This window comes from Methylosinus sp. sav-2 (assembly GCF_004366495.1).
Classification (GTDB): Bacteria; Pseudomonadota; Alphaproteobacteria; order Rhizobiales; family Beijerinckiaceae; genus Methylosinus.
In genome coordinates this window covers 1-20,136 of sequence record NZ_SOEJ01000027.1, presented here as the reverse complement: position 1 = coordinate 20,136, position 20,136 = coordinate 1, and the positions used below count along the sequence as shown (strand labels likewise).

The following is a 20,136-nucleotide window of genomic DNA, read 5'->3' as shown; positions in this document are numbered from 1 at the left end:
GGCGCCTCCCAGCGCCAAAACATCCAAAACGCCCTCGTTCGGCGAGCCGCAACCATTTCCGTTCCGCCTCGTAATGACAATATCCAATGGGGTAGTATATGGCAATCTATTGAGGGGTATCGAAAACGTTTTTGGGCAGGACATGTCTTGCCTGAACGGACGATATACCCACCCTTAAGCACATTGATAGATTTCTTCTATCAATCATTATATCTATTTAAATCAACAATTTATGTTTTTAATTCGGACCTGTAGCGGAGCCCTGCCCAGACGGATGACATCACTACCCTATAGAACTGTGGCGTCATGGCTCATCGGGCGTCGGTGGACTTTTCCTCCCAAATTCCGATCCCCTCCGCCGCCGCTTCGGCGGCCGCGCGCGCGATGGAGGCGCCGTCGAGCGTCAGGTCGGGGCCGATCTCCGCCAGTGGCTTCAGCACAAAAGCACGGGAAAACAGCTCCTTATGCGGCAAGGTGAGCTCAGGATCATCCATCGTATGATCGCCGAGAAAGAGAATATCGACGTCGATCAGCCGCGGCCCCCAGCGGCGAGTAGGCGTGCGGCCCATATCGGCCTCTATCGTCTTGACCGCGGCGAGCAGCTCATAGGGCGACAGACGGGTCCAGCCGAGCGCGCAGGCGTTGGCGAAATCGCCCTGATCGAGATCGCCCCAAGGGGGCGTCCGATAGATGCGCGAGACAGCGTCGAGGCGCGCGATCCCACGCTCCCCGACCAGCGCGACCGCGCGCCGAATATTGGCGGGCTTGTCCCCGAGATTGCTGCCGAAGCCAAAGCCGACCCGCGTCTCAGCCGTCGTCATATGCGTCCTTTTCCCTGTGTCAGAGTGTCGAGCACGGCGAAGGCCGCCCGGTGCTCGGCGGCGTCGTGGACGCGGAAAATCCGCGCGCCCTCCAGCGCCGCGATCAGATTCGCCGCCACTGTGGCGATGAGGCGCGCATCCACCTCGGCGCCGAGCAACGCGCCGAACAAGCGTTTTCGCGACACGCCGATGAGCACCGGCCGCCCGAATCGCATGAGCTGCGGCACGCCGCGCAGCGCTGCGAAATCCTGCTCGCGCGTCTTGCCGAAGCCGACGCCCGGATCGAGAATCACGCGCGATTCCGGCACGCCGGCGGCGGCGGCGATCTCCAGCGAACGCTCGAAAAAGCCGAGCATGTCCGAGACGATGTCGATATCGGGCGCGACCTCGGCGCGATTATGCATGACGACGACGCCAGCGCCCGTCTCGGCGATCGCCGGAGCCATATCGGGGTCGCGCTGCAGGCCCCAGATATCATTGATGATCGTCACGCCGGCCGCGAGCGCCCGGCGCGCCGTCTGCGCCTTATAAGTGTCGATGGAGACCGGAACGCCGCATTGCGCGACCAGCGTCTCGAGCAGCGGCGCGAGGCGCGTCCACTCTTCGTCGGCGGTCAGCGGCGTATGGCCCGGGCGGGTCGATTCGGCGCCGACATCGACAATGTCCGCGCCGTCGGCGGCGAGCTTTTGCGCCTGCGCCAGCGCGGCCTGCGGCGCGAAGAAGCGGCCGCCGTCGGAAAAGGAATCGGGCGTCACATTGACGATGCCCATGATGACCGGCCGCGCCGCGACGAGCGAAAAGAATCGCTCGCGCGACGATTCAATCGTCGTCGTCACTCTGGTCTCCGGGGATGAGCCTGTCAGTCGTATTTGATATAGGCGAAGCGCTGGTCGGTCTCGGGCGTGCCCTCGAGCGCGCCGCCCTCCTTGCCGGGACGCCAGGACACGACGTCCTCGATCTTGCGCGCCAGCTCGAAATCCTTGTCGGTCACGCCCTTGGCCGTATGGGTCATCAGCTTCACCTCGACCCATGCGTAGGAGGCGGCTATGTCGGGATGGTGCCAGGCGGCCTCGGCCAGATGGCCGACCGTGTTGACGACCATCAGCGTGCCCTTCCAGCCGTGGGTCTTGAACTTGCGGCGAATCCAGCCGTTCTCGAGCCGCCAATGCGGCAGCTCGGCGGCGAGGCGGGCGGTTATCTCTTCTGGCGAATATGCGCGCTCCTCGGCGGCCATGGCGTCCCCCTCTCTCGCTCGTTCGTTCTCGCGCGTCCGCCCGGACGAGCTCCTGTTCACCGGGCGAGCTCTCGTTCACTGCACGAGCTCTTGTTCACTGCACAAGCTCTTGCCTTCGCACGCGCGGCGCCTTACTCGGCCTAGTCGAATGCGCGCGAGCCCCGTCGACAACGGCGTGAAACCGCGCCGGGAAGCGAGATATAGCGGATATTCCGCATAAAGTCCGAAAATGAGGCTCCATGCCGATCAGCGTGAGCGTCGTCGCCGCGGCGAGATTGCATCTCGGCTTCTTGGACATGAACGGCGCGCTCGGCCGCAAATTCGGCGGGCTCGGCCTCTCCATAGACGCGCCGGCGACGCGGTTGACGCTGCAGCCAGCTGAAAAGATGGAGGCTTCCGGCCCGGACGCCGAACGCGCGCTCGCTCTGCTCGAAAAGGCGACCGCCGCGCTCGCGCCGGGCAAGCGCTATCGGCTCGACATTGGCGAGGCGATCCCGCCGCATTCGGGCCTCGGCTCGGGCACGCAGCTGGCGCTGGCCATAGCCGCCGCGCTGCGCCGCCTCGAAGCCATGCCTCAGAATGTGGAGGCGGACGCCGCTCTGCTGCAACGCGGCGCGCGCTCCGGGCTCGGGGCGGGGCTGTTCACGCGTGGGGGGCTCGTGGTCGACGGCGGCCGCGGCGCCGATACGATGACCCCGCCGGTGGTCTCGCGCCTCGCTTTTCCGGAAGATTGGCGCATTCTCCTCGTCTCGGACCCGGCCTCGATCGGCCTGCATGGCGCCGAGGAGCGCAAGGCCTTCGCCGAGCTGCCGCCCTTCTCGGAGGAGGATGCGGGGAAATTGTGCCGGCTGGTGCTGATGCAGGCGCTGCCGGCGGCGGCGGAGGCGGATTTCTCGGGCTTCGGCGCGGCAATCACCGCCATTCAGGCGATCGTCGGGGATTATTTCGCGCCGGCGCAGGGCGGGCGACGCTTCACCAGCGCGGCGGTCGAAGCTCTGCTCGCACGGCTGGCGCAGGCCGGCGCGACTGGCCTCGGCCAAACCTCCTGGGGGCCGACCGGCTTCGCTTTCGCGCCCGATGAGGCGGAGGCGCGCCGCCTCGAGGCGCTGGCGCGCGGCGCGGCGGAGGCGAGCGGATTGACGCTCGCCGTCGTCGCGGGCTCGGATCGGGGCGCGCGCATAGACGCGGTCTAGAGCGTTATCCGATCCAATTGGATCGGATAACGCTCTCATTTCTCTATCGGGAGCGAATTCTGATCGATCGAACGATTCCGTTCGATCGGAAAGCGCTCTATGCGAAGATCGCCTGACCTCACGAACGGCCGAGAACCAGCTCCAGCAGCCCTTTCATATCCGGTGCGACCACATCCGGCACGACGCCGAGCTTTTCCGCCGGCAGGCCGAAGCGGTTGACCCAAATGGTCGGATAGCCGAAGGCCTTGGCGCCATAGGCGTCCCAGCTGCCGAAAGCGGCGAAGAGAATCTCCTCCTTAGCGAGATGCAGCCGCTCCATCCCCAGCGCATAGGCCTTGGGATCGGGCTTATAGGTCGCATTGACCTCCGTGCTCAACAATTCGTCGAAATAGAAGGTGAGGCCGGCACGCACCGCATTGGCCGACAGCATCTTTCCACTGAAATTCGCGATCGTGACGACGCGCACGCCGGCGGCCTTCAGCCGGCGCAGCGCATCCAGAGTATCGGGCCAGGGGGTGAGCGTCAGATAGGCGTTCATGAGACGCTCGCGGGTCGCCGGCGGCAGATCGAGCTTCATCGCCTGGGCGGCATAGGCGAGCGCGTCGCCCGTCACCTCGAAAAAATCCGCATGGCGGCCGGTGATCGAGCGCAGGAAGCAATATTCGAACTGCTTGGCGCGCCAGAGCTTGGTGAATTCCGCGCCTTTGCCCGGATAGGCGGCCTCGACCGCCGGAATCACTGAATTGGCGTCGAAGAGCACGAAATAGTCGAAAGCCACCGCTTTGAAGCGCGGCGCGGGCGCCGTCTCGGCGCGCGCGAGCCCGGAAACGACCAGGCAGAAGAGCGAGAGCAGAAGGAATCTGTGCAATTTCATGAAGCTTTCTCCACCGCGCCGCGCCCATGCGGCGCATGAGTGACGTTCGCGAATCGCATGTCTCGCGTTTCGTCCCACGCAGAAAAAAGTCGCGCGCCCCCGGCGAGATCGCAAGATCGGCCGAGCGCGCCGCCGAGGCGAATGCTCAGATGAGAGCGCCACGGAGGATGGAATGGGGAAAACGGCGCTCGAGAATTATCAGGCCCGGATGCGGCGCGTGCTGGATCATATCGACCGGCATCTCGACGAAGATCTCAGCCTCGATGTTCTCAGTGACGTGGCGGCTTTCTCGAAGCATCACTTCCACCGGCAGTTCGGCGCGACTTTCGGCGTCTCGGCGCACCGCTATGTCCAGCTCGCCCGCATGAAGCGGGCATCCTATCGGCTGGCTTTTCACGCGGACGACAATGTGACGGCGATCGCTCTCGACTCCGGCTATGAGGCGCCGGACGCTTTCGCGCGCGCCTTTCGGGAATGCGTCGGGCAAACGCCATCGGCCTTCCGCAAATCGCCCGACTGGGAGCAGTGGCTCGCGGCCTTGGAGCCGCTCGATCGAGCCCGGAGCGCGAATATGACCTACTCCCCCGCTGATGTGACCGTGAGAGACTTTCCCCCGACGCCGGTCGCCATTCTGACCCATAGGGGCGATCCCGCGCGCGTCTATGAGAGCGTGCGGCGTTTCATCGAATGGCGCCGGTCGGTGGGCCTCTCCCGCGATATCGCGGCGACCTTCACCATTTTTCCTTGCGATCCGCGCATCACGGCGCCGGAGGCGTTCCGCATCGATCTCTGCGCGGCGAGCGATCGGCCGATCGCCGCCAATGCGGCGGGCGTGACATCCGGGCTGATACCGGGCGGCCGCTGCGCCGTGTTGCGCGTCATCGGCTCCAGCGAAAATCTGGAGCGGCCGGCGCTCTTCCTCTATCGCGACTGGCTGCCGGCGAGCGGCGAGGAGCCGCGCGACTTTCCTCTGTTCTGCCAGAGAATCGCCTTCTATCCCGATGTCCCGGAGCATGAGACGATCACCGATCTCTTTCTGCCGATCCGATGAATGCGCCCCACATGAGACGCCGTCATCGCACGGACAAGAAGTTTCGGGTAGAAAGCCGTACGCCGAAGCGCGCGGCCGGGCGGCCCGGGGACTGCGCGTAATCGAAAATGACGGCCGCCGGAACCAGCTCATATGAAGAAAACCGCCGCGATCCTTTCGGTTCTCGCTCTGCTCTGCGCGCCCGCAGCCGCGCGCGAGGGCTTTGTGACGCCCGAGCAGAGCCATCCGCTCGAAATTCTCGCGACCCCGCCCGCACCGCACTCGCCGAAGAGCGACGCCGAGCTCGCCGAGCTGCATCGCATCGAGGATGCGCGCACCGCGGAGCAGGCCGCGCGCGCCAAGGCGGACGACGAGAATCAGACCATCTTCCTCTATCACACGGTCTTCGGCGAGAAATTCACCAAGGAGAATCTGCCGGCGGTCGAAGCTCTCGGCGCACGGCTGAAGGCCGACGAATCCGCCAATACGGGCGCCGCCAAGGACGCCTTCCATCGCATCCGGCCTTATAATGTCGACAAGACGCTGCATCCCGTCTGCAAGACCAAGGCGAAGGACGATTCCTATCCGAGCGGCCATACGACCGTCGGTTATCTCATGGGCCTGGCGCTGATCGACATCGCGCCCGAGCGTCGCGACGAAATCCTCGCGCGGGCGGATGATTACGGCCACAATCGGCTCGTCTGCGGCGTGCATTTCCCCAGCGACGTCGCTGCGGCGCGGCTCGTCGCCTATGCGGTGCATGCGATCATGGAGCTCGACCCCGCCTATCGCAAGGACATAGAAGCCGCGCGGACGGAGCTGCGCAATGCCCTGGGTCTCGCCCGCGCCAACTGACCGTCAAAAAAATCGTGGACGCGAAGCTCTGCGCTTCGCGTCCTTGGCAATCTCAGTAATTATAATAGGCGACGCAAACGCGATTGCCGTAATAGTCCCAGCCCCAGCGGGCGCATTGCTGCGGCGGGGCAGTCGCCGCGCCGACGACGGCGCCGGTCGCCGCACCGATCGCCGCCCCTGCGAGCGTGCCGCCCGCGCGGCCGCCGGAGGCCGCGGCGCCGATCGCCGCTCCGCCCGCGCCGCCGATGAGGGCGCCGCCAGCGGCGCGCTCGCCGGGCGTATTGCAGCCTGCGAGCGACGCGGCCATGGCCAGCGCCGCCGCCGTCACGAAAATCTTCTTCATGGAGTATCCTTCCCTCCGTATGAGCCCATGCGAGGCGCCCGGCGGCCGCGATTTCGTCTATGCGACGCGGGATCGCTGCGGCCGAGCCCGAGACAACTTTCCGAAACCGGCGAAAAGATGACCTCTACCAAAGCAACGCCCTATAAATCCCACGCTTTCGACGCAGATGACAGAGGAGAATTTCTCCTCCCACGCGCTCTGGGCTTGCTCGCGCTCGGCGCGCTGTTCTTCTGCGGGCCGGCGCGCGCCGAGGACTCCTATCGCTGGCTGCAGGCCGCCGCCGATGGATGGGAGGCGCGCGCCATAACGCAGAGCGACGCCTGCCCCGCCGCCGAGATCGACGGCCGCGCCATCGCCATGACGCCGCGCGCGCGGCCGGGAGAAGACTTTCCGATCACGGTCTGCGCCGTGAGGGTTCCGAAAGGAACACGAAGCCTCACAATCGCCGGCGCGCCGCTGCGCCCTCCGCCGGAGCGCATCGACAAGGCCCTGGTCCTCGGCGATACGGGTTGCCGACTCAAAGGCATATTCGTGCAGGATTGCAATTCTGCCGAAGCCTGGCCCTTCCGCCGAGTCGCCGAGACCGCTGCAAAATTTGCCCCGGACATCGTGATCCATGTCGGCGATTATCATTATCGCGAGACCGCGTGCCTCCCCGGCATGGCGGGCTGCGCCGGCTCGCCTCATGGCGACAATTGGGAGGCCTGGAAGGCGGATTTCTTCGAGCCTGGCGATGCTCTGCTGCGCGCCGCCCCTTTGGCGCTCGTGCGCGGCAATCACGAAATCTGCAAGCGCGCCGGCCGAGGCTGGACGCGGACGCTCTCGCCACTGCCGCTGAGCGAGAATCCCCAATGCGTCGAGCGCGAGCAGGCCTATCGCGTCGATATCGCCGATCCGACGCTCTACATTCTCGACACGACCGAAGCGGAAGAGCGCACTGTGGTCATCGAGCAGGCGGCTTTTCTACGCAGCCAGCTCACTGTCGCCAAGGACGCGCCCGGCCCGGTCTGGTATGCGTTCCACAAGCCGATCTTCTCGCTGTTTCGATCGCGGATCGGCGAAACGATCGGCATCAATGAAACGCTGGCCGCCGCCGCCCATGACAATATTCCGGCGAGCGTGCAGGCCATCCTGTCGGGCCATCTCCACGCTTTCGAGGCTCTGAGCTTTCGGGAGGACCGGCCGGCGCAATTCATTGTCGGCGTCGGCGGCACCGCCATGGACCCGCGCATACCGACCAATTTCGATGGAGCGACGATCGGCGAGGCTACGGTCGCGCAAGGCCGCGGCGTCGCCGCCACCTTCGGCTTCGCGACATTCGAACGCGGCGACGGCGAATGGCTCGTCACCGATTACGACGCCGAAGCGAAGCCGCGTCTGCGCTGCCATTTGCGCGGACGCCAGCTCGATTGCGAGTGAAGAAGTCCCGCGCTCTCCTTTGTCCCTCGCGGCAAGCGCGAAGACAAAAGGCGAGCGCTTTGGGTTCAGTGCTCCAACGCCTGCTCGATCGCCGCGCTGACGGCGTCGACCGGCTCCATGCCGTCGACCTGCTTCAGCTCGCCCTTGCCGGAATAATAATCCGACACTGGCGCAGTTTGCGTGCGATAAGCGTCCAGCCGCGTCTTGAACGCTTCTGGATTGTCGTCGGCGCGCACCTCGCCGCCGCGGGCGCGCGTCTCATCGACGCGGTTCTGCATGCGCGCGAGCAGCGCATTCTCATCGACGCTGAGCTCTATGACCGCATCGAGCTTCAGCCCCTCGCGGTCCAGCAGCTGATCGAGCGCCTGAGCCTGCGCCACCGTGCGCGGGAAACCATCGAGAATGAAGCCGTTGGCGGCGTCCTTCTCCTTGATGCGCTGGCCAATGATGCCGACGACGACAGCGTCGGGCACCAGCGCGCCGCGATCCATGATCTCCTTGGCCTCGAGGCCGATCGGCGTCCTCGCCTCGACGGCGGCGCGCAGCATGTCGCCGGTCGAGAGCTGCGGGATCGAATATTTCGCGACGAGCCGAGCCGATTGCGTGCCCTTGCCCGCGCCCGGCGGTCCGAGCAGCACCAGCCTCATTTGCGTCGCCCGCGAAGTTTCGTCTTGCGGATCAGGCCCTCATATTGATGAGCCTGGAGATGACCGTGGACCTGCGCCACCGTATCCATCGTCACGCTCACCACGATGAGCAGCGAGGTGCCGCCGAAATAAAACGGCAGATTGGCGTAGGAGATCAGCATTTCCGGCAGCAGGCAGATTACCGCGAGATAGGCGGCGCCGAGCACGGTGATGCGCATCAGCACATCGTCGATGAACTTCGCCGTGCGCTCACCCGGCCGAATGCCGGGGATGAAGCCGCCATGCTTCTTCAGATTATCGGCCGTCTCCGTCGGATTGAAGACGATCGCCGTGTAGAAGAAGGCGAAGAAGACGATCAGCCCGACATAGGACAGCATATAGAGCGGCCGCCCATGCCCGAAATAGGCCGAGATGGTCGCAAAAATATTGTCCGTGCCCTGCGTCTGATAGAAATTCGCGATCGTCGTCGGCAGCAGCAACAGCGACGAGGCGAAGATCGGCGGAATGACGCCCGAGGTGTTGAGCTTCAGCGGCAGGAAGGAGGTCTGGCCCTCATAGACACGATTGCCGTGCTGTCGCTTGGGATAGGTGATGAGCAATCGCCTCTGCGCTCGCTCCATATAGACGATGAAGGCGATGACGAAGAAGGACATGGCGATCACGCCGAGGATGACGCCAGTCGAGATCGCGCCCTGCTTGCCGAGCTCGAGAGTGCTGAGGATCGCCGCCGGAAAGGCCGCGACAATGCCCGCGAAAATAATCAGCGAGGAGCCATTGCCGATGCCGCGCGACGTGATCTGCTCGCCGAGCCACATCAGGAACATCGTGCCGCCGACGAGCGTGCAGACGGTCGTGAGGCGGAAGAACAGCCCTGGCTCTGTCACGACGCCTTGCTGTCCCTCGAGGCCGATCGCCATGCCATAGGCCTGGAAGGTCGCCAGAATGACGGTGAGATAGCGCGTATATTGGTTGAGGACCTTGCGGCCCTGCTCGCCTTCCTTCTTCACCTGCTCGAGCGACGGAATCACTGTCGTGAGAAGCTGAATGATGATGGAGGCGGAAATGTAAGGCATGATGTTCAACGCGAAGATCGCGCTACGCTGAACCGCGCCGCCAGCGAACATGTTGAACAGCTCGAGCACGCCCTTCGACTGGCCGAAGAAGCTCTTGGCGAAGGCGTCCGGGTCGATGCCCGGCAGCGGCACATAAGTGCCGAGGCGATAGACGATCAGCGCGCCGAGCGTGAACCAGATGCGTTTCTTGAGCTCATCCGCTTTGCCGAAAGCGGAAAAATTGACGTTGGCCGCAAGCTGTTCGGCTGCCGATGCCATGGGCGAGGCTCCCTCGTCGCGCGCCGCGCGGTTTTCTTTTAGACGAGCGTCGAAGCGACGCAGCGCTGCCCGCCGCGACGCCGCGCTCTGTTTTCGGCCCAGCCCATTCGAGGGGCCGGACCCGGCGCATGTCTATCGCACGATGTCGGCGAAAAAAAAGTCTAGCCTCTTCTCGCCGGCTCGCACAGGCGACTCCGTATCACGACGGATGGGCGGATCGCCAGTTTTTTGGTCGATACGATTAACCTCGAGGCGGCGAAAAATGCGCCCCCTCGAGCTGACGCCCGGCCTACGCGTCGCGGGCCGGGCGGCGGCTTCAGGCCGAGGCGGGCTCTTCCGCGGCGACGAGCAGCTTGACCGAGCCGCCGGCGGCCTCGATAGCGGCCACTGCCGATTTCGAAGCGGCGGCGACCTCGAAGGCGAGCTTCGCCTCGAGCTTGCCATTGCCGAGGATCTTCACGCCGTCGCGCGGCTTGGAGACCACGCCGGCGGCGATCAGCGCGTCGATCGTCACCGGAGCGGCGGCGTCGAGCTTGCCGGCCTCCACCGCCTGCTGAATGCGGCCGAGATTGACCTCATTATAGTCGGTCGAGAAGGGATTGAAGAACCCGCGCTTGGGCAGGCGACGATGCAGCGGCATCTGGCCGCCTTCGAAGCCTTTCACAGCGACGCCGGTGCGGGCCTTCTGGCCCTTGACGCCGCGACCCGCGGTCTTGCCCTTGCCGGAGCCGATGCCGCGGCCCACGCGCATGCGATTCTTGCTGGAGCCGGGATTGTCGGAGAGATCGTTGAGCTTCACCATTGTCCCGCCCCTCACTTCTCGTCGACGATTTTGACGAGATGCGCGACTTTCGCGATCATCCCGCGCACAGCGGGCGTGTCCTCGAGCGTGCGACGCTTGCCGATGCGCGTGAGGCCGAGGCCGGTCAGCGTTCTATGCTGACGCTCGGGACGGCCGATGGCGCTGCCGGTCTGCTCGACGGTGATTTTCTTATCGCTCATCGCAAGCCCTCCCCTCAAGCGTCGACGGCTTCGGCTTCGGCGCCCTGACGGCGCGCCTGCAGCGCGGAGACCTTGAGAGAACGACGAGCGGCGACCGAACGCGGAGAATCTTCGCGCTCGAGCGCGTCGAACGTCGCGCGAATCATGTTGTAGGGATTCGAGGAGCCCTGGCTCTTGGCCACGACGTCGTGAACGCCCAGCGTCTCGAAAACGGCGCGCATCGGGCCGCCGGCGATGATGCCGGTGCCGGGAGGCGCGGCGCGCAGCACGACGCGGCCCGCGCCATGGCGGCCGTTGACGTCATGATGCAGCGTGCGGCCTTCGCGCAGCGGCACGCGGATGAGCGCGCGCTTGGCGGCTTCCGTCGCCTTGCGGATCGCTTCCGGCACTTCGCGCGCCTTGCCGTGGCCATAGCCGACGCGGCCCTTCTGGTCGCCGACGACGACGAGCGCCGCAAATCCGAAACGCCGACCGCCCTTCACCACTTTGGCGACGCGGTTGATGTGGACGAGACGGTCCACGAACTCATTGTCGCGGTCGTCCCGATCCCGGTCGCGGCCGCGGCCGCCTTCTGGTTCACGAGCCATTTTCTCTTCCGTCACTTACGCGGCAATAGCGCCGCTCGCTTGGGGTTTGCTTCCTCTCCCGCATACAGGAGAGGGGCTGCACGACGCAAGGTCGGCGAGAGCCTTTCGACCATCGCCTCGCTACGCCGCGCCAGCCCTCATTCGCCGCGCCGATGCGCGAAGTCTCCCCCCGCCAGCGGGAGGAGGCGCATCAGAACTGCAGGCCGCCCTCGCGAGCGCCCTCGGCCAGCGCCTGAACGCGGCCGTGATAGATATAGGCCCCGCGATCGAACACCACTTCCGTGATGCCCTTGGCGGCGGCGCGCTCGGCGAGCTGCTTGCCGACCAGATGCGCCGCTTCCTTGTTGGCGCCCGTCTTCAGCGTCTCGCGATTGGCCTTTTCGAGCGTCGAGGCGGAGACGATGGTCACGCCCTTCTCGTCGTCGATGATCTGCGCATAGATCTGCTCCGAAGAGCGGAACACCGACAGACGCGGGCGGCCATAGGCGCGCGCGCGAATGCTCCGACGGACCCGGGCCTTGCGCCGGGCGGCTGCATTTACGTCCTTTGCCATGGCTCGCGTCCTTACTTCTTCTTGCCTTCCTTACGGAAGATGAATTCGCCGGCGTATTTCACGCCCTTGCCCTTATAGGGCTCGGGGCCGCGCAACGCGCGGATCTCGGCGGCGACCTGACCGACCTGGCGCTTGTCCACGCCGGAGATGGTGATCTCCGTGGGCTTGGGCGTCACGATCGCTATGCCGGCCGGGATCGGATAGTTCACGTCATGCGAATAGCCGAGCGCGAGCTGCAGATTCTTGCCGGCGACCGCGGCGCGATAACCGACGCCGTTGATCTCGAGTTTCTTCTCGAAGCCGGCGGTGACGCCGACCACGAGATTGTTCACCTGAGCGCGCGACGTGCCCCACAGCGCGCGAGCGCGCTTGCTGTTGGAGCGTGGGTCGACCTTGATCGAATTGCCGTCCTGAGTCACCGCGACATCGTCGGGAACCCGGAACTGCAGCTCGCCCTTCGCGCCCTTCACCTGGACGAGCTGGCCGTCGACCTTGGCGGTCACGCCGGCCGGCACGATGACGGGCTTCTTGCCGATACGAGACATGGTTGAAGTCCTATCCCAATTCCTGCGAGCTTCGGTCAGAAGACCTTGGCAAGCACCTCGCCGCCGACATTGTTCTCGCGGGCCTTGTGATCGGCCATGACGCCTTTGGGCGTCGACACGATGGTGATGCCGAGGCCATTGGCCACGCGCGGCGTCTTATCGACGCCCGCATAGACCCGGCGGCCTGGACGCGAGACGCGCTCGATCGTCTTGATGACCGGCTCGCCGTCGAAATATTTCAGCTCGATCTCGAACTCGGTGCGGCCATTGCCGAAATCCGTGGTCGTGTAGCCGCGGATGTAGCCTTCTTCCTTCAGCACGTCGAGAACATGGCCGCGCAGGCGCGAGCCCGGCGTCTGGACCTTGTCCTTGCGGCGCATCTGCGCATTGCGGATACGGGTGAGCAGATCGCCCAACGGATCGCTGATCGACATTCGCTCTCTCCCTTACCAGCTGGACTTCACGAGACCGGGAATGAGGCCGCGCGAGCCGAGCTCACGCAGCGCCACGCGCGACAGCTTCAGCTTGCGATAGAAAGCGCGCGGACGTCCCGAAACCTCGCAGCGATTGCGAATGCGAATCGCCGCGGAATTGCGCGGCAGCTCGGCGAGCTTGAGACGCGCCTCGAACCGCTCCTCGGCGGTGAGCGCCTCGTCATTCGCCTTCGCCTTCAGCCGCTCGCGGCGGCCCGCATAGGCCTTGGCGAGCTTCGCCCTGCGCTTGTTGTTCTCGATCGAACTCTTCTTGGCCATTTTCTATGCCTTCGGTTTCCGCGTCTGAGACTTACCGTCTCACTGCCGGAACGGGAAATTGAACGCGCGCAGGAGCGCGCGCGCCTCGTCGTCCGTCTTCGCCGTCGTCACGACGATGACGTCCATGCCGAGGATCGACTCGGCCTTGTCATAGTCGATCTCGGGAAACACGATATGCTCCTTGATGCCGAGGGCGTAGGAGCCGCGTCCGTCGAAGGACTTGGGATTGAGGCCGCGGAAATCGCGAACGCGCGGCAGCGCGATCGTGATCAGACGGTCCAGAAATTCATACATGCGCGTCTTGCGCAGCGTGACCTTGGCGCCGATCGGCATATTCTCGCGCACCTTGAAGGTCGAGATCGCCTTGCGGGCGCGCGTCACCACCGGCTTCTGGCCCGCGATCAACGCGAGGTCGCCGGCGGCCGCCGTCACCTTCTTGCTGTCGTTGACCGCCTCGCCGACGCCCATGTTCAGCACGATCTTCTCGATCGCCGGCACCTCGAAAGCGTTCTTATAGCCGAACTCTTCCATGAGCTTGGCGCGAACCACTTCCTCATAGTGCTTTTTCAGCCGCACCTCATAGGCGCCCTCGGGGAGCGACTTCGGCCCAGCGGAACGTCGCTCGCCGCCTTCATGCGACGCAGACTCGGGAGCGGACTTCGCCTTGCCGGCCTTCTTGGCCTCGCCGTCCGCCTTCGGAGCCTTGGCGGCTTTCGGCTTCTTTTCCTCAGCCATCGATCTGTTCTCCGGAACGCTTGGCGATGCGGACCTTGCGGCCGTCATCGAGAGTCTTGAAACCGACGCGCGTCGGCTTGCCGTCCTTGGGATCGGCGATCGCGATGTTGGACAGGTCGAGCGCCGCCGCCTTGGTGACGATCCCCGCCTCCTGCTGGCGCGTCTGGCGCTGGTGGCGCTTGACGAGATTCACGCCTTCCACCACGGCGCGACCTTCCGTCGGCATCACCTGGATAACCTGACCCGTGCGGCCCTTGTCGCGACCGGCGAGAACGACGACCTTGTCGCCTTTCTTGATTTTCGCGGCCATTACAGCACCTCCGGCGCGAGCGAAATGATCTTCATATGGTTCTTGGCGCGCAGCTCGCGCGGCACGGGTCCGAAGATACGCGTGCCGATCGGCTCCTTCTGATTGTTGATCAGAACCGCAGCATTGGAATCGAAGCGGATCACCGAGCCGTCGGCGCGCTTGATGTCTTTGGCCGTGCGGACGACAACCGCCTTGAGCACGTCGCCTTTCTTCACGCGACCGCGCGGAATCGCCTCTTTGATCGAGACGACGATAATGTCGCCGACACCGGCGTATTTGCGCTTGGAGCCGCCCAGCACCTTGATGCACATGACGCGGCGGGCGCCAGAATTATCGGCGACATCGAGATTTGTCTGCATCTGTATCATGGCTTATCCCGCCTTTCGTCTCGGTCTGGTTTCGGTCCCCCGACTTCGTCCGAGAAAACCATTTCACACGTCTCGTCTTTTTGAAGGCCTCAGGCCTTGTCGGCGGCTTCGACCACTCGCCAGCGCTTCAGCCGCGAAATCGGAGCCGTCTCCTCGATCGTGACCTCGTCGCCGACCTTGAAGGTCTGCGCCTCGTCATGCGCATGATAATTTTTCGTGCGACGAACAGTCTTCTTGAACAGCGGATGGGTGAAGCGGCGCTCCACCTTCACCACCACGGTTTTGTTCTGCTTGTCGCTGACGACGACGCCCTGGAGAATTCGCTTCGGCATTGGCGCTCTCTCAACTCTGTTGTTCAGCGCGCTTCTGCGCGGCGATGGATTTGGCGCGGGCGATGTCGCGACGAACGACGCGCACGCGCGCAGTGTTCTCGAGCTGGCCAGTCGCCCGCTGGAAACGCAGATTGAACTGCTCTTTCTTCAGCTTCAGCACTTCCTCGTCCAGCTGATCGAAGGAGAGGCCGCGGAGGTCGGAGACGCGTTGCTTGTTCGTGCTCATTGTCGCAATCCTCACTCGGCGATGCGTTCGATGAAGCGCGTCTTGATCGGCAGCTTCGCGGCGGCGAGCGTCAGAGCCTCGCGCGCGAGCTCGCCGGAGACGCCGTCGACCTCGAACATGATGCGGCCCGGGGCGACACGCACGGCCCAGAGTTCCGGCGCGCCCTTGCCCTTACCCATGCGCACTTCGGTCGGCTTCTTGGAAACCGGCACGTCGGGGAAGATGCGGATCCACACGCGGCCAGCGCGCTTCATATGGCGCGTCATGGCGCGGCGGGCCGCCTCGATCTGGCGCGCAGTGATGCGCTCCGGCTCGAGAGCCTTGAGGCCGAACTGCCCGAAATTCAGGGAAAAGCCGCCCTTGGCGTTTCCGTGAATGCGGCCTTTGAAGGCCTTGCGGAACCTGGTGCGTTTGGGTTGCAACATGATGTCGAACTCTCGAAATTAGGCCGCGTCACGCGGCTCGCGCGGCTCGCGACGGCGACGCTCGCCATGATGTTCGCGCTCACCGCCGCCGGCGGCCTGCTCGGCCAGACGCTTGTCCTGCGCCATCGGATCATGCTCGAGGATCTCGCCCTTGAAGATCCAGACCTTGATGCCGCAAGCGCCATAAGCGGTATGCGCGGTGGCGACGCCATAGTCGACATCGGCGCGCAGCGTATGCAGCGGCACGCGGCCCTCGCGATACCATTCCAGGCGCGCGATCTCCGCGCCGCCGAGACGGCCCGAGCAATTGATGCGAATGCCTTGCGCCCCAAGCCGGATCGCCGACTGCACGGCGCGCTTCATCGCGCGGCGGAAGGCGACGCGGCGCTCGAGCTGCTGAGCGATCGAATCCGCGACCAGAGTGGCCTCGACCTCGGGCTTACGCACCTCGACGATGTTGATCACCACTTCGCTGCCGGTGAGCTTGCCGACCAGCTTGCGGATCTTGTCGATATCCGCGCCCTTCTTGCCGATGACGACGCCCGGACGCGCCGAGTGAATCGTCACGCGGCACTTCTTGTGCGGACGCTCGATGATGATGCGCGACACAGCCGCCTGCTTGAGATTCTTGGCCACCGCTGCGCGAATGGCGAGATCCTCGTGCAGGAGCTTGGCGTATTCGCCCTTGCTCGCGAACCAGCGCGAGTCCCAGGTGCGGTTGACGCCGAGGCGCAGCCCGATCGGATTGACCTTCTGACCCATCGTTGGCTCCCTTTAGGCTTTCGCCGGCGTTTCGACTTCGCGGACGATGATCGTCAGATTCGCGAAGGGCTTCTCGATACGGCTCGAGCGACCGCGGGCGCGCGCCGCGAAGCGCCGCATCACCAGCGACTTGCCGACGAAGGCCTGCGCGACGATCAGATCGTCGACGTCGAGACCGTGGTTGTTCTCGGCGTTGGCGATGGCGCTCTCCAAGGTCTTCTTGACCTCGTGAGCGATGCGCTTGCGCGAGAACTCGAGATCGGCGAGAGCGCGATCGACCTTCTTGCCGCGGATGAGCTGGGCGAGAAGATTGAGCTTCTGCGGGGAGACGCGCAGCGTGTTGGCGACGGCTTTCGCCTCATTGTCGGCCAGCGCGCGCGGATTGCTCGGCTTGGACATGTTCGTCAGCCCCTCTTCGACTTCTTGTCCGCCGCATGACCATGGAAGGTCCGCGTCGGAGAGAATTCGCCGAACTTGTGCCCGATCATGTCTTCGCTGACAGACACCGGCACGTGCTTGTGGCCATTATGCACGCCGAAGGTGAGACCCACGAACTGCGGCAGAATGGTGGAGCGGCGGCTCCAAATCTTGATGATATCGCTGCGTCCCGAGCCGCGCGCGGTCTCCGCCTTCTTCAGCAGATAGCCGTCGACGAACGGGCCTTTCCAGATAGAGCGAGCCATGGATCAGCCCTTCTTCTTCTTGGCGTGCCGCGAGGACACGATGAATTTGTCGGTCTTCTTGTTCGTGCGGGTCTTCTTGCCCTTGGTCGGCTTGCCCCAGGGCGTGACCGGATGACGGCCGCCCGAGGTGCGGCCTTCGCCGCCGCCGTGCGGATGGTCGACCGGGTTCATGGTGACGCCGCGGTTATGCGGGCGACGGCCGAGCCAGCGCGAACGACCCGCCTTGCCGAGCGAGATGTTCATGTGATCCGGGTTCGACACCGCGCCGATGGTCGCGAAGCACTGACCATGAACGAGGCGCTGCTCGCCCGAGTTCAGGCGAATGATCACATAACCCTGATCGCGGCCGACGATCTGCGCATAATTGCCCGCCGAGCGCGCGATCGCGCCGCCCTTGCCGATCTTGATCTCGACATTGTGGACGATCGTGCCGACCGGAATATTGCCGATCGGCATGGCGTTGCCAGGCTTCACATCGACCTGAGCGCCCGAGATCACCTCGTCGCCGACCGAAAGACGCTGCGGCGCGAGAATATAGGACAGCTCGTCATCCGCATAACGGATGAGCGCGATGAAGGCGGTGCGGTTCGGGTCATATTCGATCCGATCCACCTTGCCGACGACGTCGAGCTTGCGGCGCTTGAAGTCGACGAGGCGATAGGCCTGCTTGTGGCCGCCGCCGCGGAAGCGCACGGTGATGCGCCCATTGTTGTTGCGGCCGCCCTTGGACGTCTTGCCCTCGGTGAGGGTCTTGACGGGCTTGCCCTTGTAGAGATCGCTGCGGTCGACGATGACGAGCTGACGAAGGCTCGGCGTGACCGGCTTGAATGTCTTCAGCGCCATGGTTTTGTCCTCGAGCCTACCTTTAGAGTCCCGTCGTCACGTCGATCTTATGGCCTTCGGCCAGTGTGACGACCGCCTTCTTCACATCCGACTGGCGGCCGCGCACGCCCTTGAAGGCGCGCAGCTTGCCCTTGCGCAGCAGAGTATTGACGGCCTCCACCTTCACATCGAAGAGCCCCTCCACCGCCGCCTTGATCTGCGGCTTGGTGGCGGTCTTGGCGACATTGAAGACCACTTTGTTCTGCTCGGAAGCGATCGTCGCCTTCTCGGTGATGACCGGGGAGACGATCACGTCGTAATGGCGCACATCCTTGCTCATTTCAGGCGCGCCTCCAGCGCATCGATCGCCGCGCGGGTCAGCACCAGCTTCTCCCGGCGCAGAATGTCATAGACATTGACGCCCTGGACCGGCAGCACGTCGATCCGCGGCAGATTGCGCGCGGCCAGCGCGAAATTGGCCTGCGGCTCCGCGCCGTCGATAATGAGCGCGCTGGAAAGCCCGGTCTTATCGAAACCAGCCTTGAGCAGCTTGGTCTTCGGCTCGGTGAGCGAAGCGCTCTCCCAGACGATGATGGCGCCGTCCTTGGCTTTGGCCGAGAGCGCGTGCTTCAGAGCGAGAACGCGCACCTTCTTGGGCAGGTCGTGCTCATGACTGCGCACCACCGGACCGAAGGCGCGACCACCGCCGATGAATTGCGGCGCGCGCCGCGATCCATGACGAGCGCCGCCCGTGCCCTTCTGCTTATGCAGCTTCTTGCCGGTGCGGGCGATGTCCGCGCGGTTCTTCACCGCATGCGTGCCCGCCCGCCGCTTGGCGAGCTGCCAGCGGATCATGCGGAAGATGAGATCCTGTCGCGGTTCGAGCCCGAAAATCTCGTCCGCCAGCTCGATCGAGCCGGCATCCTGGCCGTCGTACGACGTGACGCTAATCTGCACCACGGCTCAGTCCTCCTTCTTGTCTTCTTGCGCGGCGGGAGCTTCCGCCAGACGGTATTTGCCGGGCTGCGGCGCGTCGGCCGGCAGCGCCCGCTTCACCGCGTCGCGCACAAAAATCCAGCCGCCGGCGTGTCCGGGCACGGAGCCCTCGACCAGCAGCAGCCCGCGCTCGACGTCGGTCTGCACGACCCGCAGATTCAGCGTGGTCACGCGGTCGACGCCCATATGCCCGGCCATTTTCTTGTTCTTGAAGGTCTTGCCCGGGTCCTGACGGCCACCGGTCGAACCATGCGAGCGATGCGAGATCGACACGCCGTGAGTGGCGCGCAGACCACCGAAGTTCCAGCGCTTCATCGCGCCGGCGAAGCCCTTGCCGATCGTCGTGCCGGTCACGTCGACGAACTGGCCGACGACAAAATGATCGGCCGTGATCTCGGCGCCGACGGGAAGCAGCTCCGTCTCCTCGACGCGAAACTCGGCGAGCTTCAGCTTCGGCTCGACCTTGGCGACGGCGAAACGGCCGCGCTCGGCCTTGGAGACGTTCTTCACCTTGGCGTGGCCGATGCCGAGCTGCACGGCCGTGTAGCCGTTCTGCTCCTTGGTCCGATGGGCGACGACTTGGCAGCCGTCGAGCTTCAGCACCGTGACCGGCACATGCTCGCCCGCTTCGGTGAAAACGCGGGTCATTCCGACCTTTTGCGCGATGACGCCAGACCGCATGATCTCTTCCTTCGAAAGGCGCATCGCTCTCGTCGCGAGAGGCGCCCGGTTCATTTTTATTAGAGCTTGATTTCGACGTCGACGCCGGCGGCGAGATCGAGCTTCATCAGCGCGTCCACCGTTTGCGGGGTCGGATCGACGATATCGAGCACGCGCTTGTGAGTCCGGATTTCGAACTGCTCACGCGATTTCTTGTCGATGTGCGGCGAACGGTTCACCGTGAACTTCTCGATCTTCGTCGGCAGCGGGATCGGACCACGCACCTGAGCGCCCGTGCGCTTGGCGGTGGAGACGATCTCTTTTGTCGACGTATCGAGAATCCGGTGATCGAACGCCTTCAGGCGAATCCGGATATTCTGTCCGTTCATCAGCGTCTTCCTCTTGGACCGCGAGCCGCGGCGCGCTCTGGGCCGCGAGCCGCGAGGGCTCGCAGGCCGTTTCTCGAATGCGAGGCGAGACGCCCCGCGGTCCAAATTCCTTATTCGATGATCGAGGCGACGACGCCGGCGCCGACGGTGCGGCCGCCTTCGCGGATGGCGAAGCGCAGCTTCTCCTCCATGGCGATCGGAACGATGAGGTTCACCTCCATCGCCACATTATCGCCCGGCAT

33 protein-coding genes and 1 pseudogene are annotated in these 20,136 nt (G+C 64.5%); 5 read left to right on the top strand and 29 right to left on the bottom strand.

Annotated elements, in window-relative coordinates; genetic code table 11:
• Nucleotides 1-255, top strand: a 255-nt coding sequence (locus EDE12_RS22165; protein WP_208326072.1) for a hypothetical protein, incomplete at its 5' end; no start/stop codon positions are given.
• 56 nt (nucleotides 256-311) lie between these two features.
• Here the strand turns inward: EDE12_RS22165 and folK are convergent.
• The 3 genes from folK to EDE12_RS21145 form a co-directional block, all read right to left on the bottom strand.
• The gene (gene folK, locus EDE12_RS21155) at nucleotides 312-821 is read right to left on the bottom strand and encodes a 2-amino-4-hydroxy-6-hydroxymethyldihydropteridine diphosphokinase (RefSeq protein WP_024880989.1); all 510 of its coding nucleotides are present in this window, start codon (nucleotides 819-821) and stop codon (nucleotides 312-314) included.
• Nucleotides 818-1,591, bottom strand: a complete 774-nt coding sequence (gene folP / locus EDE12_RS21150; RefSeq protein ID WP_198029901.1) for a dihydropteroate synthase — start codon at nucleotides 1,589-1,591, stop codon at nucleotides 818-820. Before folP ends, folK begins: the two co-directional genes overlap by 4 nt.
• Before the next feature lie 89 nt (nucleotides 1,592-1,680).
• Nucleotides 1,681-2,055 (bottom strand): 4a-hydroxytetrahydrobiopterin dehydratase, encoded by a 375-nt coding sequence (locus tag EDE12_RS21145; protein ID WP_026599363.1) that lies wholly within the window; start codon nucleotides 2,053-2,055, stop codon nucleotides 1,681-1,683.
• Nucleotides 2,056-2,294: 239 nt separating this feature from the next.
• On the opposite strand from EDE12_RS21145, the gene EDE12_RS21140 reads away from it, so the two are divergent.
• On the top strand, nucleotides 2,295-3,248 hold the full coding sequence (locus EDE12_RS21140; RefSeq protein WP_026599364.1) for a beta-ribofuranosylaminobenzene 5'-phosphate synthase family protein: 954 nt from the start codon (nucleotides 2,295-2,297) through the stop codon (nucleotides 3,246-3,248).
• A 118-nt stretch (nucleotides 3,249-3,366) separates the two neighbouring features.
• Here the strand turns inward: EDE12_RS21140 and EDE12_RS21135 are convergent, their stop codons facing one another.
• The gene (locus EDE12_RS21135; RefSeq protein WP_026599365.1) at nucleotides 3,367-4,122 is read right to left on the bottom strand and encodes a haloacid dehalogenase type II; all 756 of its coding nucleotides are present in this window, start codon (nucleotides 4,120-4,122) and stop codon (nucleotides 3,367-3,369) included.
• A gap of 172 nt (nucleotides 4,123-4,294) precedes the next feature.
• On the opposite strand from EDE12_RS21135, the gene EDE12_RS21130 reads away from it, so the two are divergent.
• Both EDE12_RS21130 and EDE12_RS21125 read left to right on the top strand, forming a co-directional pair.
• Nucleotides 4,295-5,173 carry an AraC family transcriptional regulator gene (locus tag EDE12_RS21130; protein WP_026599366.1) on the top strand — a complete coding sequence of 293 codons (879 nt, stop codon included), beginning with the start codon at nucleotides 4,295-4,297 and terminating at the stop codon, nucleotides 5,171-5,173.
• A 132-nt stretch (nucleotides 5,174-5,305) separates the two neighbouring features.
• Nucleotides 5,306-6,007: a phosphatase PAP2 family protein gene (locus tag EDE12_RS21125; protein ID WP_026599367.1), complete on the top strand. Its 702-nt coding sequence runs from the start codon at nucleotides 5,306-5,308 to the stop codon at nucleotides 6,005-6,007.
• A gap of 52 nt (nucleotides 6,008-6,059) precedes the next feature.
• On the opposite strand, the gene EDE12_RS21120 is transcribed toward EDE12_RS21125, so the two are convergent.
• A complete protein-coding gene (locus EDE12_RS21120; protein ID WP_024880996.1) occupies nucleotides 6,060-6,350 on the bottom strand; it encodes a hypothetical protein in 291 nt (96 codons plus the stop codon).
• A gap of 117 nt (nucleotides 6,351-6,467) precedes the next feature.
• Here EDE12_RS21120 and EDE12_RS21115 point away from each other — a divergent pair, with 117 nt between their 5' ends.
• Complete coding sequence (locus EDE12_RS21115) at nucleotides 6,468-7,769, top strand: metallophosphoesterase (protein WP_026599368.1); 1,302 nt, start codon at nucleotides 6,468-6,470, stop codon at nucleotides 7,767-7,769.
• A 65-nt stretch (nucleotides 7,770-7,834) separates the two neighbouring features.
• Here the strand turns inward: EDE12_RS21115 and EDE12_RS21110 are convergent, their stop codons facing one another.
• The 24 genes and pseudogenes from EDE12_RS21110 to tuf all read right to left on the bottom strand — a co-directional run.
• Nucleotides 7,835-8,416 carry an adenylate kinase gene (locus EDE12_RS21110; RefSeq protein ID WP_024880998.1) on the bottom strand — a complete coding sequence of 194 codons (582 nt, stop codon included), beginning with the start codon at nucleotides 8,414-8,416 and terminating at the stop codon, nucleotides 7,835-7,837.
• Entirely contained in the window at nucleotides 8,413-9,747 is a 1,335-nt protein-coding gene (gene secY / locus EDE12_RS21105) for a preprotein translocase subunit SecY (RefSeq protein WP_024880999.1), read from the bottom strand. The genes EDE12_RS21110 and secY overlap by 4 nt, the downstream gene beginning before the upstream one ends.
• A gap of 316 nt (nucleotides 9,748-10,063) precedes the next feature.
• Entirely contained in the window at nucleotides 10,064-10,546 is a 483-nt protein-coding gene (rplO, locus tag EDE12_RS21100; protein WP_024881000.1) for a 50S ribosomal protein L15, read from the bottom strand.
• Nucleotides 10,547-10,560: 14 nt separating this feature from the next.
• A complete protein-coding gene (rpmD, locus tag EDE12_RS21095) occupies nucleotides 10,561-10,749 on the bottom strand; it encodes a 50S ribosomal protein L30 (protein WP_018266622.1) in 189 nt (62 codons plus the stop codon).
• A gap of 14 nt (nucleotides 10,750-10,763) precedes the next feature.
• Entirely contained in the window at nucleotides 10,764-11,336 is a 573-nt protein-coding gene (gene rpsE, locus EDE12_RS21090) for a 30S ribosomal protein S5 (RefSeq protein ID WP_018266623.1), read from the bottom strand.
• Between the two features lie 190 nt (nucleotides 11,337-11,526).
• Entirely contained in the window at nucleotides 11,527-11,889 is a 363-nt protein-coding gene (gene rplR, locus EDE12_RS21085; RefSeq protein ID WP_024881001.1) for a 50S ribosomal protein L18, read from the bottom strand.
• 11 nt (nucleotides 11,890-11,900) lie between these two features.
• On the bottom strand, nucleotides 11,901-12,434 hold the full coding sequence (rplF, locus tag EDE12_RS21080) for a 50S ribosomal protein L6 (RefSeq protein ID WP_024881002.1): 534 nt from the start codon (nucleotides 12,432-12,434) through the stop codon (nucleotides 11,901-11,903).
• Nucleotides 12,435-12,469: 35 nt separating this feature from the next.
• The gene (gene rpsH, locus EDE12_RS21075; protein WP_018266626.1) at nucleotides 12,470-12,868 is read right to left on the bottom strand and encodes a 30S ribosomal protein S8; all 399 of its coding nucleotides are present in this window, start codon (nucleotides 12,866-12,868) and stop codon (nucleotides 12,470-12,472) included.
• 12 nt (nucleotides 12,869-12,880) lie between these two features.
• On the bottom strand, nucleotides 12,881-13,186 hold the full coding sequence (rpsN, locus tag EDE12_RS21070; RefSeq protein ID WP_018266627.1) for a 30S ribosomal protein S14: 306 nt from the start codon (nucleotides 13,184-13,186) through the stop codon (nucleotides 12,881-12,883).
• A gap of 39 nt (nucleotides 13,187-13,225) precedes the next feature.
• A complete protein-coding gene (gene rplE, locus EDE12_RS21065; protein WP_036291174.1) occupies nucleotides 13,226-13,921 on the bottom strand; it encodes a 50S ribosomal protein L5 in 696 nt (231 codons plus the stop codon).
• On the bottom strand, nucleotides 13,914-14,231 hold the full coding sequence (rplX, locus tag EDE12_RS21060) for a 50S ribosomal protein L24 (protein ID WP_024881004.1): 318 nt from the start codon (nucleotides 14,229-14,231) through the stop codon (nucleotides 13,914-13,916). The genes rplE and rplX overlap by 8 nt, the downstream gene beginning before the upstream one ends.
• Nucleotides 14,231-14,599 carry a 50S ribosomal protein L14 gene (gene rplN, locus EDE12_RS21055; RefSeq protein ID WP_018266630.1) on the bottom strand — a complete coding sequence of 123 codons (369 nt, stop codon included), beginning with the start codon at nucleotides 14,597-14,599 and terminating at the stop codon, nucleotides 14,231-14,233. Before rplN ends, rplX begins: the two co-directional genes overlap by 1 nt.
• Before the next feature lie 89 nt (nucleotides 14,600-14,688).
• Nucleotides 14,689-14,931, bottom strand: coding sequence for a 30S ribosomal protein S17 (gene rpsQ / locus EDE12_RS21050; RefSeq protein WP_018266631.1), 243 nt, complete (start codon nucleotides 14,929-14,931; stop codon nucleotides 14,689-14,691).
• Between the two features lie 10 nt (nucleotides 14,932-14,941).
• Nucleotides 14,942-15,157 (bottom strand): 50S ribosomal protein L29, encoded by a 216-nt coding sequence (gene rpmC, locus EDE12_RS21045; RefSeq protein ID WP_024881005.1) that lies wholly within the window; start codon nucleotides 15,155-15,157, stop codon nucleotides 14,942-14,944.
• Between the two features lie 11 nt (nucleotides 15,158-15,168).
• Entirely contained in the window at nucleotides 15,169-15,582 is a 414-nt protein-coding gene (gene rplP, locus EDE12_RS21040) for a 50S ribosomal protein L16 (RefSeq protein WP_018266633.1), read from the bottom strand.
• A gap of 18 nt (nucleotides 15,583-15,600) precedes the next feature.
• Complete coding sequence (gene rpsC / locus EDE12_RS21035; protein WP_024881006.1) at nucleotides 15,601-16,344, bottom strand: 30S ribosomal protein S3; 744 nt, start codon at nucleotides 16,342-16,344, stop codon at nucleotides 15,601-15,603.
• A 12-nt stretch (nucleotides 16,345-16,356) separates the two neighbouring features.
• The gene (gene rplV / locus EDE12_RS21030) at nucleotides 16,357-16,743 is read right to left on the bottom strand and encodes a 50S ribosomal protein L22 (RefSeq protein ID WP_018266635.1); all 387 of its coding nucleotides are present in this window, start codon (nucleotides 16,741-16,743) and stop codon (nucleotides 16,357-16,359) included.
• A gap of 5 nt (nucleotides 16,744-16,748) precedes the next feature.
• Entirely contained in the window at nucleotides 16,749-17,027 is a 279-nt protein-coding gene (rpsS, locus tag EDE12_RS21025; protein WP_024881007.1) for a 30S ribosomal protein S19, read from the bottom strand.
• 3 nt (nucleotides 17,028-17,030) lie between these two features.
• Nucleotides 17,031-17,870 carry a 50S ribosomal protein L2 gene (gene rplB / locus EDE12_RS21020; protein ID WP_024881008.1) on the bottom strand — a complete coding sequence of 280 codons (840 nt, stop codon included), beginning with the start codon at nucleotides 17,868-17,870 and terminating at the stop codon, nucleotides 17,031-17,033.
• A 22-nt stretch (nucleotides 17,871-17,892) separates the two neighbouring features.
• Nucleotides 17,893-18,189: a 50S ribosomal protein L23 gene (locus EDE12_RS21015; RefSeq protein ID WP_024881009.1), complete on the bottom strand. Its 297-nt coding sequence runs from the start codon at nucleotides 18,187-18,189 to the stop codon at nucleotides 17,893-17,895.
• Nucleotides 18,186-18,806, bottom strand: coding sequence for a 50S ribosomal protein L4 (rplD, locus tag EDE12_RS21010; protein ID WP_024881010.1), 621 nt, complete (start codon nucleotides 18,804-18,806; stop codon nucleotides 18,186-18,188). The genes EDE12_RS21015 and rplD overlap by 4 nt, the downstream gene beginning before the upstream one ends.
• Nucleotides 18,807-18,812: 6 nt before the next feature.
• On the bottom strand, nucleotides 18,813-19,526 hold the full coding sequence (gene rplC, locus EDE12_RS21005) for a 50S ribosomal protein L3 (protein WP_024881011.1): 714 nt from the start codon (nucleotides 19,524-19,526) through the stop codon (nucleotides 18,813-18,815).
• A gap of 59 nt (nucleotides 19,527-19,585) precedes the next feature.
• Nucleotides 19,586-19,894 (bottom strand): 30S ribosomal protein S10, encoded by a 309-nt coding sequence (gene rpsJ / locus EDE12_RS21000; protein WP_003613511.1) that lies wholly within the window; start codon nucleotides 19,892-19,894, stop codon nucleotides 19,586-19,588.
• A 110-nt stretch (nucleotides 19,895-20,004) separates the two neighbouring features.
• Nucleotides 20,005-20,136 (bottom strand): annotated as a pseudogene (gene tuf, locus EDE12_RS20995) (elongation factor Tu); the annotation flags it as partial.

Excerpts from the sequence above, each read along its gene's own strand:
- rplB (WP_024881008.1), bottom strand. The coding sequence starts at position 17,870 with ATGGCGCTGAAGACATTCAAGCCGGTCACGCCGAGCCTTCGTCAGCTC.
- rplV (WP_018266635.1), bottom strand. The coding sequence starts at position 16,743 with ATGTCCAAGCCGAGCAATCCGCGCGCGCTGGCCGACAATGAGGCGAAA.
- rplX (WP_024881004.1), bottom strand. The coding sequence starts at position 14,231 with ATGGCCGCGAAAATCAAGAAAGGCGACAAGGTCGTCGTTCTCGCCGGT.
- EDE12_RS21120 (WP_024880996.1), bottom strand. The coding sequence starts at position 6,350 with ATGAAGAAGATTTTCGTGACGGCGGCGGCGCTGGCCATGGCCGCGTCG.
- rpsS (WP_024881007.1), bottom strand. The coding sequence starts at position 17,027 with ATGGCTCGCTCTATCTGGAAAGGCCCGTTCGTCGACGGCTATCTGCTG.
- EDE12_RS21125 (WP_026599367.1), top strand. The coding sequence starts at position 5,306 with ATGAAGAAAACCGCCGCGATCCTTTCGGTTCTCGCTCTGCTCTGCGCG.
- rpsH (WP_018266626.1), bottom strand. The coding sequence starts at position 12,868 with ATGTCGATCAGCGATCCGTTGGGCGATCTGCTCACCCGTATCCGCAAT.
- EDE12_RS21135 (WP_026599365.1), bottom strand. The coding sequence starts at position 4,122 with ATGAAATTGCACAGATTCCTTCTGCTCTCGCTCTTCTGCCTGGTCGTT.
- EDE12_RS21110 (WP_024880998.1), bottom strand. The coding sequence starts at position 8,416 with ATGAGGCTGGTGCTGCTCGGACCGCCGGGCGCGGGCAAGGGCACGCAA.
- folK (WP_024880989.1), bottom strand. The coding sequence starts at position 821 with ATGACGACGGCTGAGACGCGGGTCGGCTTTGGCTTCGGCAGCAATCTC.
- EDE12_RS21145 (WP_026599363.1), bottom strand. The coding sequence starts at position 2,055 with ATGGCCGCCGAGGAGCGCGCATATTCGCCAGAAGAGATAACCGCCCGC.
- EDE12_RS21115 (WP_026599368.1), top strand. The coding sequence starts at position 6,468 with ATGACCTCTACCAAAGCAACGCCCTATAAATCCCACGCTTTCGACGCA.
- rpsJ (WP_003613511.1), bottom strand. The coding sequence starts at position 19,894 with ATGAACGGACAGAATATCCGGATTCGCCTGAAGGCGTTCGATCACCGG.
- rplP (WP_018266633.1), bottom strand. The coding sequence starts at position 15,582 with ATGTTGCAACCCAAACGCACCAGGTTCCGCAAGGCCTTCAAAGGCCGC.
- rpsE (WP_018266623.1), bottom strand. The coding sequence starts at position 11,336 with ATGGCTCGTGAACCAGAAGGCGGCCGCGGCCGCGACCGGGATCGGGAC.
- rplE (WP_036291174.1), bottom strand. The coding sequence starts at position 13,921 with ATGGCTGAGGAAAAGAAGCCGAAAGCCGCCAAGGCTCCGAAGGCGGAC.
- EDE12_RS21015 (WP_024881009.1), bottom strand. The coding sequence starts at position 18,189 with ATGAGCAAGGATGTGCGCCATTACGACGTGATCGTCTCCCCGGTCATC.
- rplF (WP_024881002.1), bottom strand. The coding sequence starts at position 12,434 with ATGTCTCGTATCGGCAAGAAGCCCGTCATCGTGCCGGCCGGCGTGACC.
- rpsC (WP_024881006.1), bottom strand. The coding sequence starts at position 16,344 with ATGGGTCAGAAGGTCAATCCGATCGGGCTGCGCCTCGGCGTCAACCGC.
- rpsN (WP_018266627.1), bottom strand. The coding sequence starts at position 13,186 with ATGGCCAAGAAGAGTTCGATCGAGAACAACAAGCGCAGGGCGAAGCTC.
- rplR (WP_024881001.1), bottom strand. The coding sequence starts at position 11,889 with ATGGCAAAGGACGTAAATGCAGCCGCCCGGCGCAAGGCCCGGGTCCGT.
- EDE12_RS21140 (WP_026599364.1), top strand. The coding sequence starts at position 2,295 with ATGCCGATCAGCGTGAGCGTCGTCGCCGCGGCGAGATTGCATCTCGGC.
- rpsQ (WP_018266631.1), bottom strand. The coding sequence starts at position 14,931 with ATGCCGAAGCGAATTCTCCAGGGCGTCGTCGTCAGCGACAAGCAGAAC.
- folP (WP_198029901.1), bottom strand. The coding sequence starts at position 1,591 with ATGGGCATCGTCAATGTGACGCCCGATTCCTTTTCCGACGGCGGCCGC.
- rpmD (WP_018266622.1), bottom strand. The coding sequence starts at position 10,749 with ATGAGCGATAAGAAAATCACCGTCGAGCAGACCGGCAGCGCCATCGGC.
- EDE12_RS21130 (WP_026599366.1), top strand. The coding sequence starts at position 4,295 with ATGGGGAAAACGGCGCTCGAGAATTATCAGGCCCGGATGCGGCGCGTG.
- secY (WP_024880999.1), bottom strand. The coding sequence starts at position 9,747 with ATGGCATCGGCAGCCGAACAGCTTGCGGCCAACGTCAATTTTTCCGCT.
- rplN (WP_018266630.1), bottom strand. The coding sequence starts at position 14,599 with ATGATACAGATGCAGACAAATCTCGATGTCGCCGATAATTCTGGCGCC.
- rplC (WP_024881011.1), bottom strand. The coding sequence starts at position 19,526 with ATGCGGTCTGGCGTCATCGCGCAAAAGGTCGGAATGACCCGCGTTTTC.
- rpmC (WP_024881005.1), bottom strand. The coding sequence starts at position 15,157 with ATGAGCACGAACAAGCAACGCGTCTCCGACCTCCGCGGCCTCTCCTTC.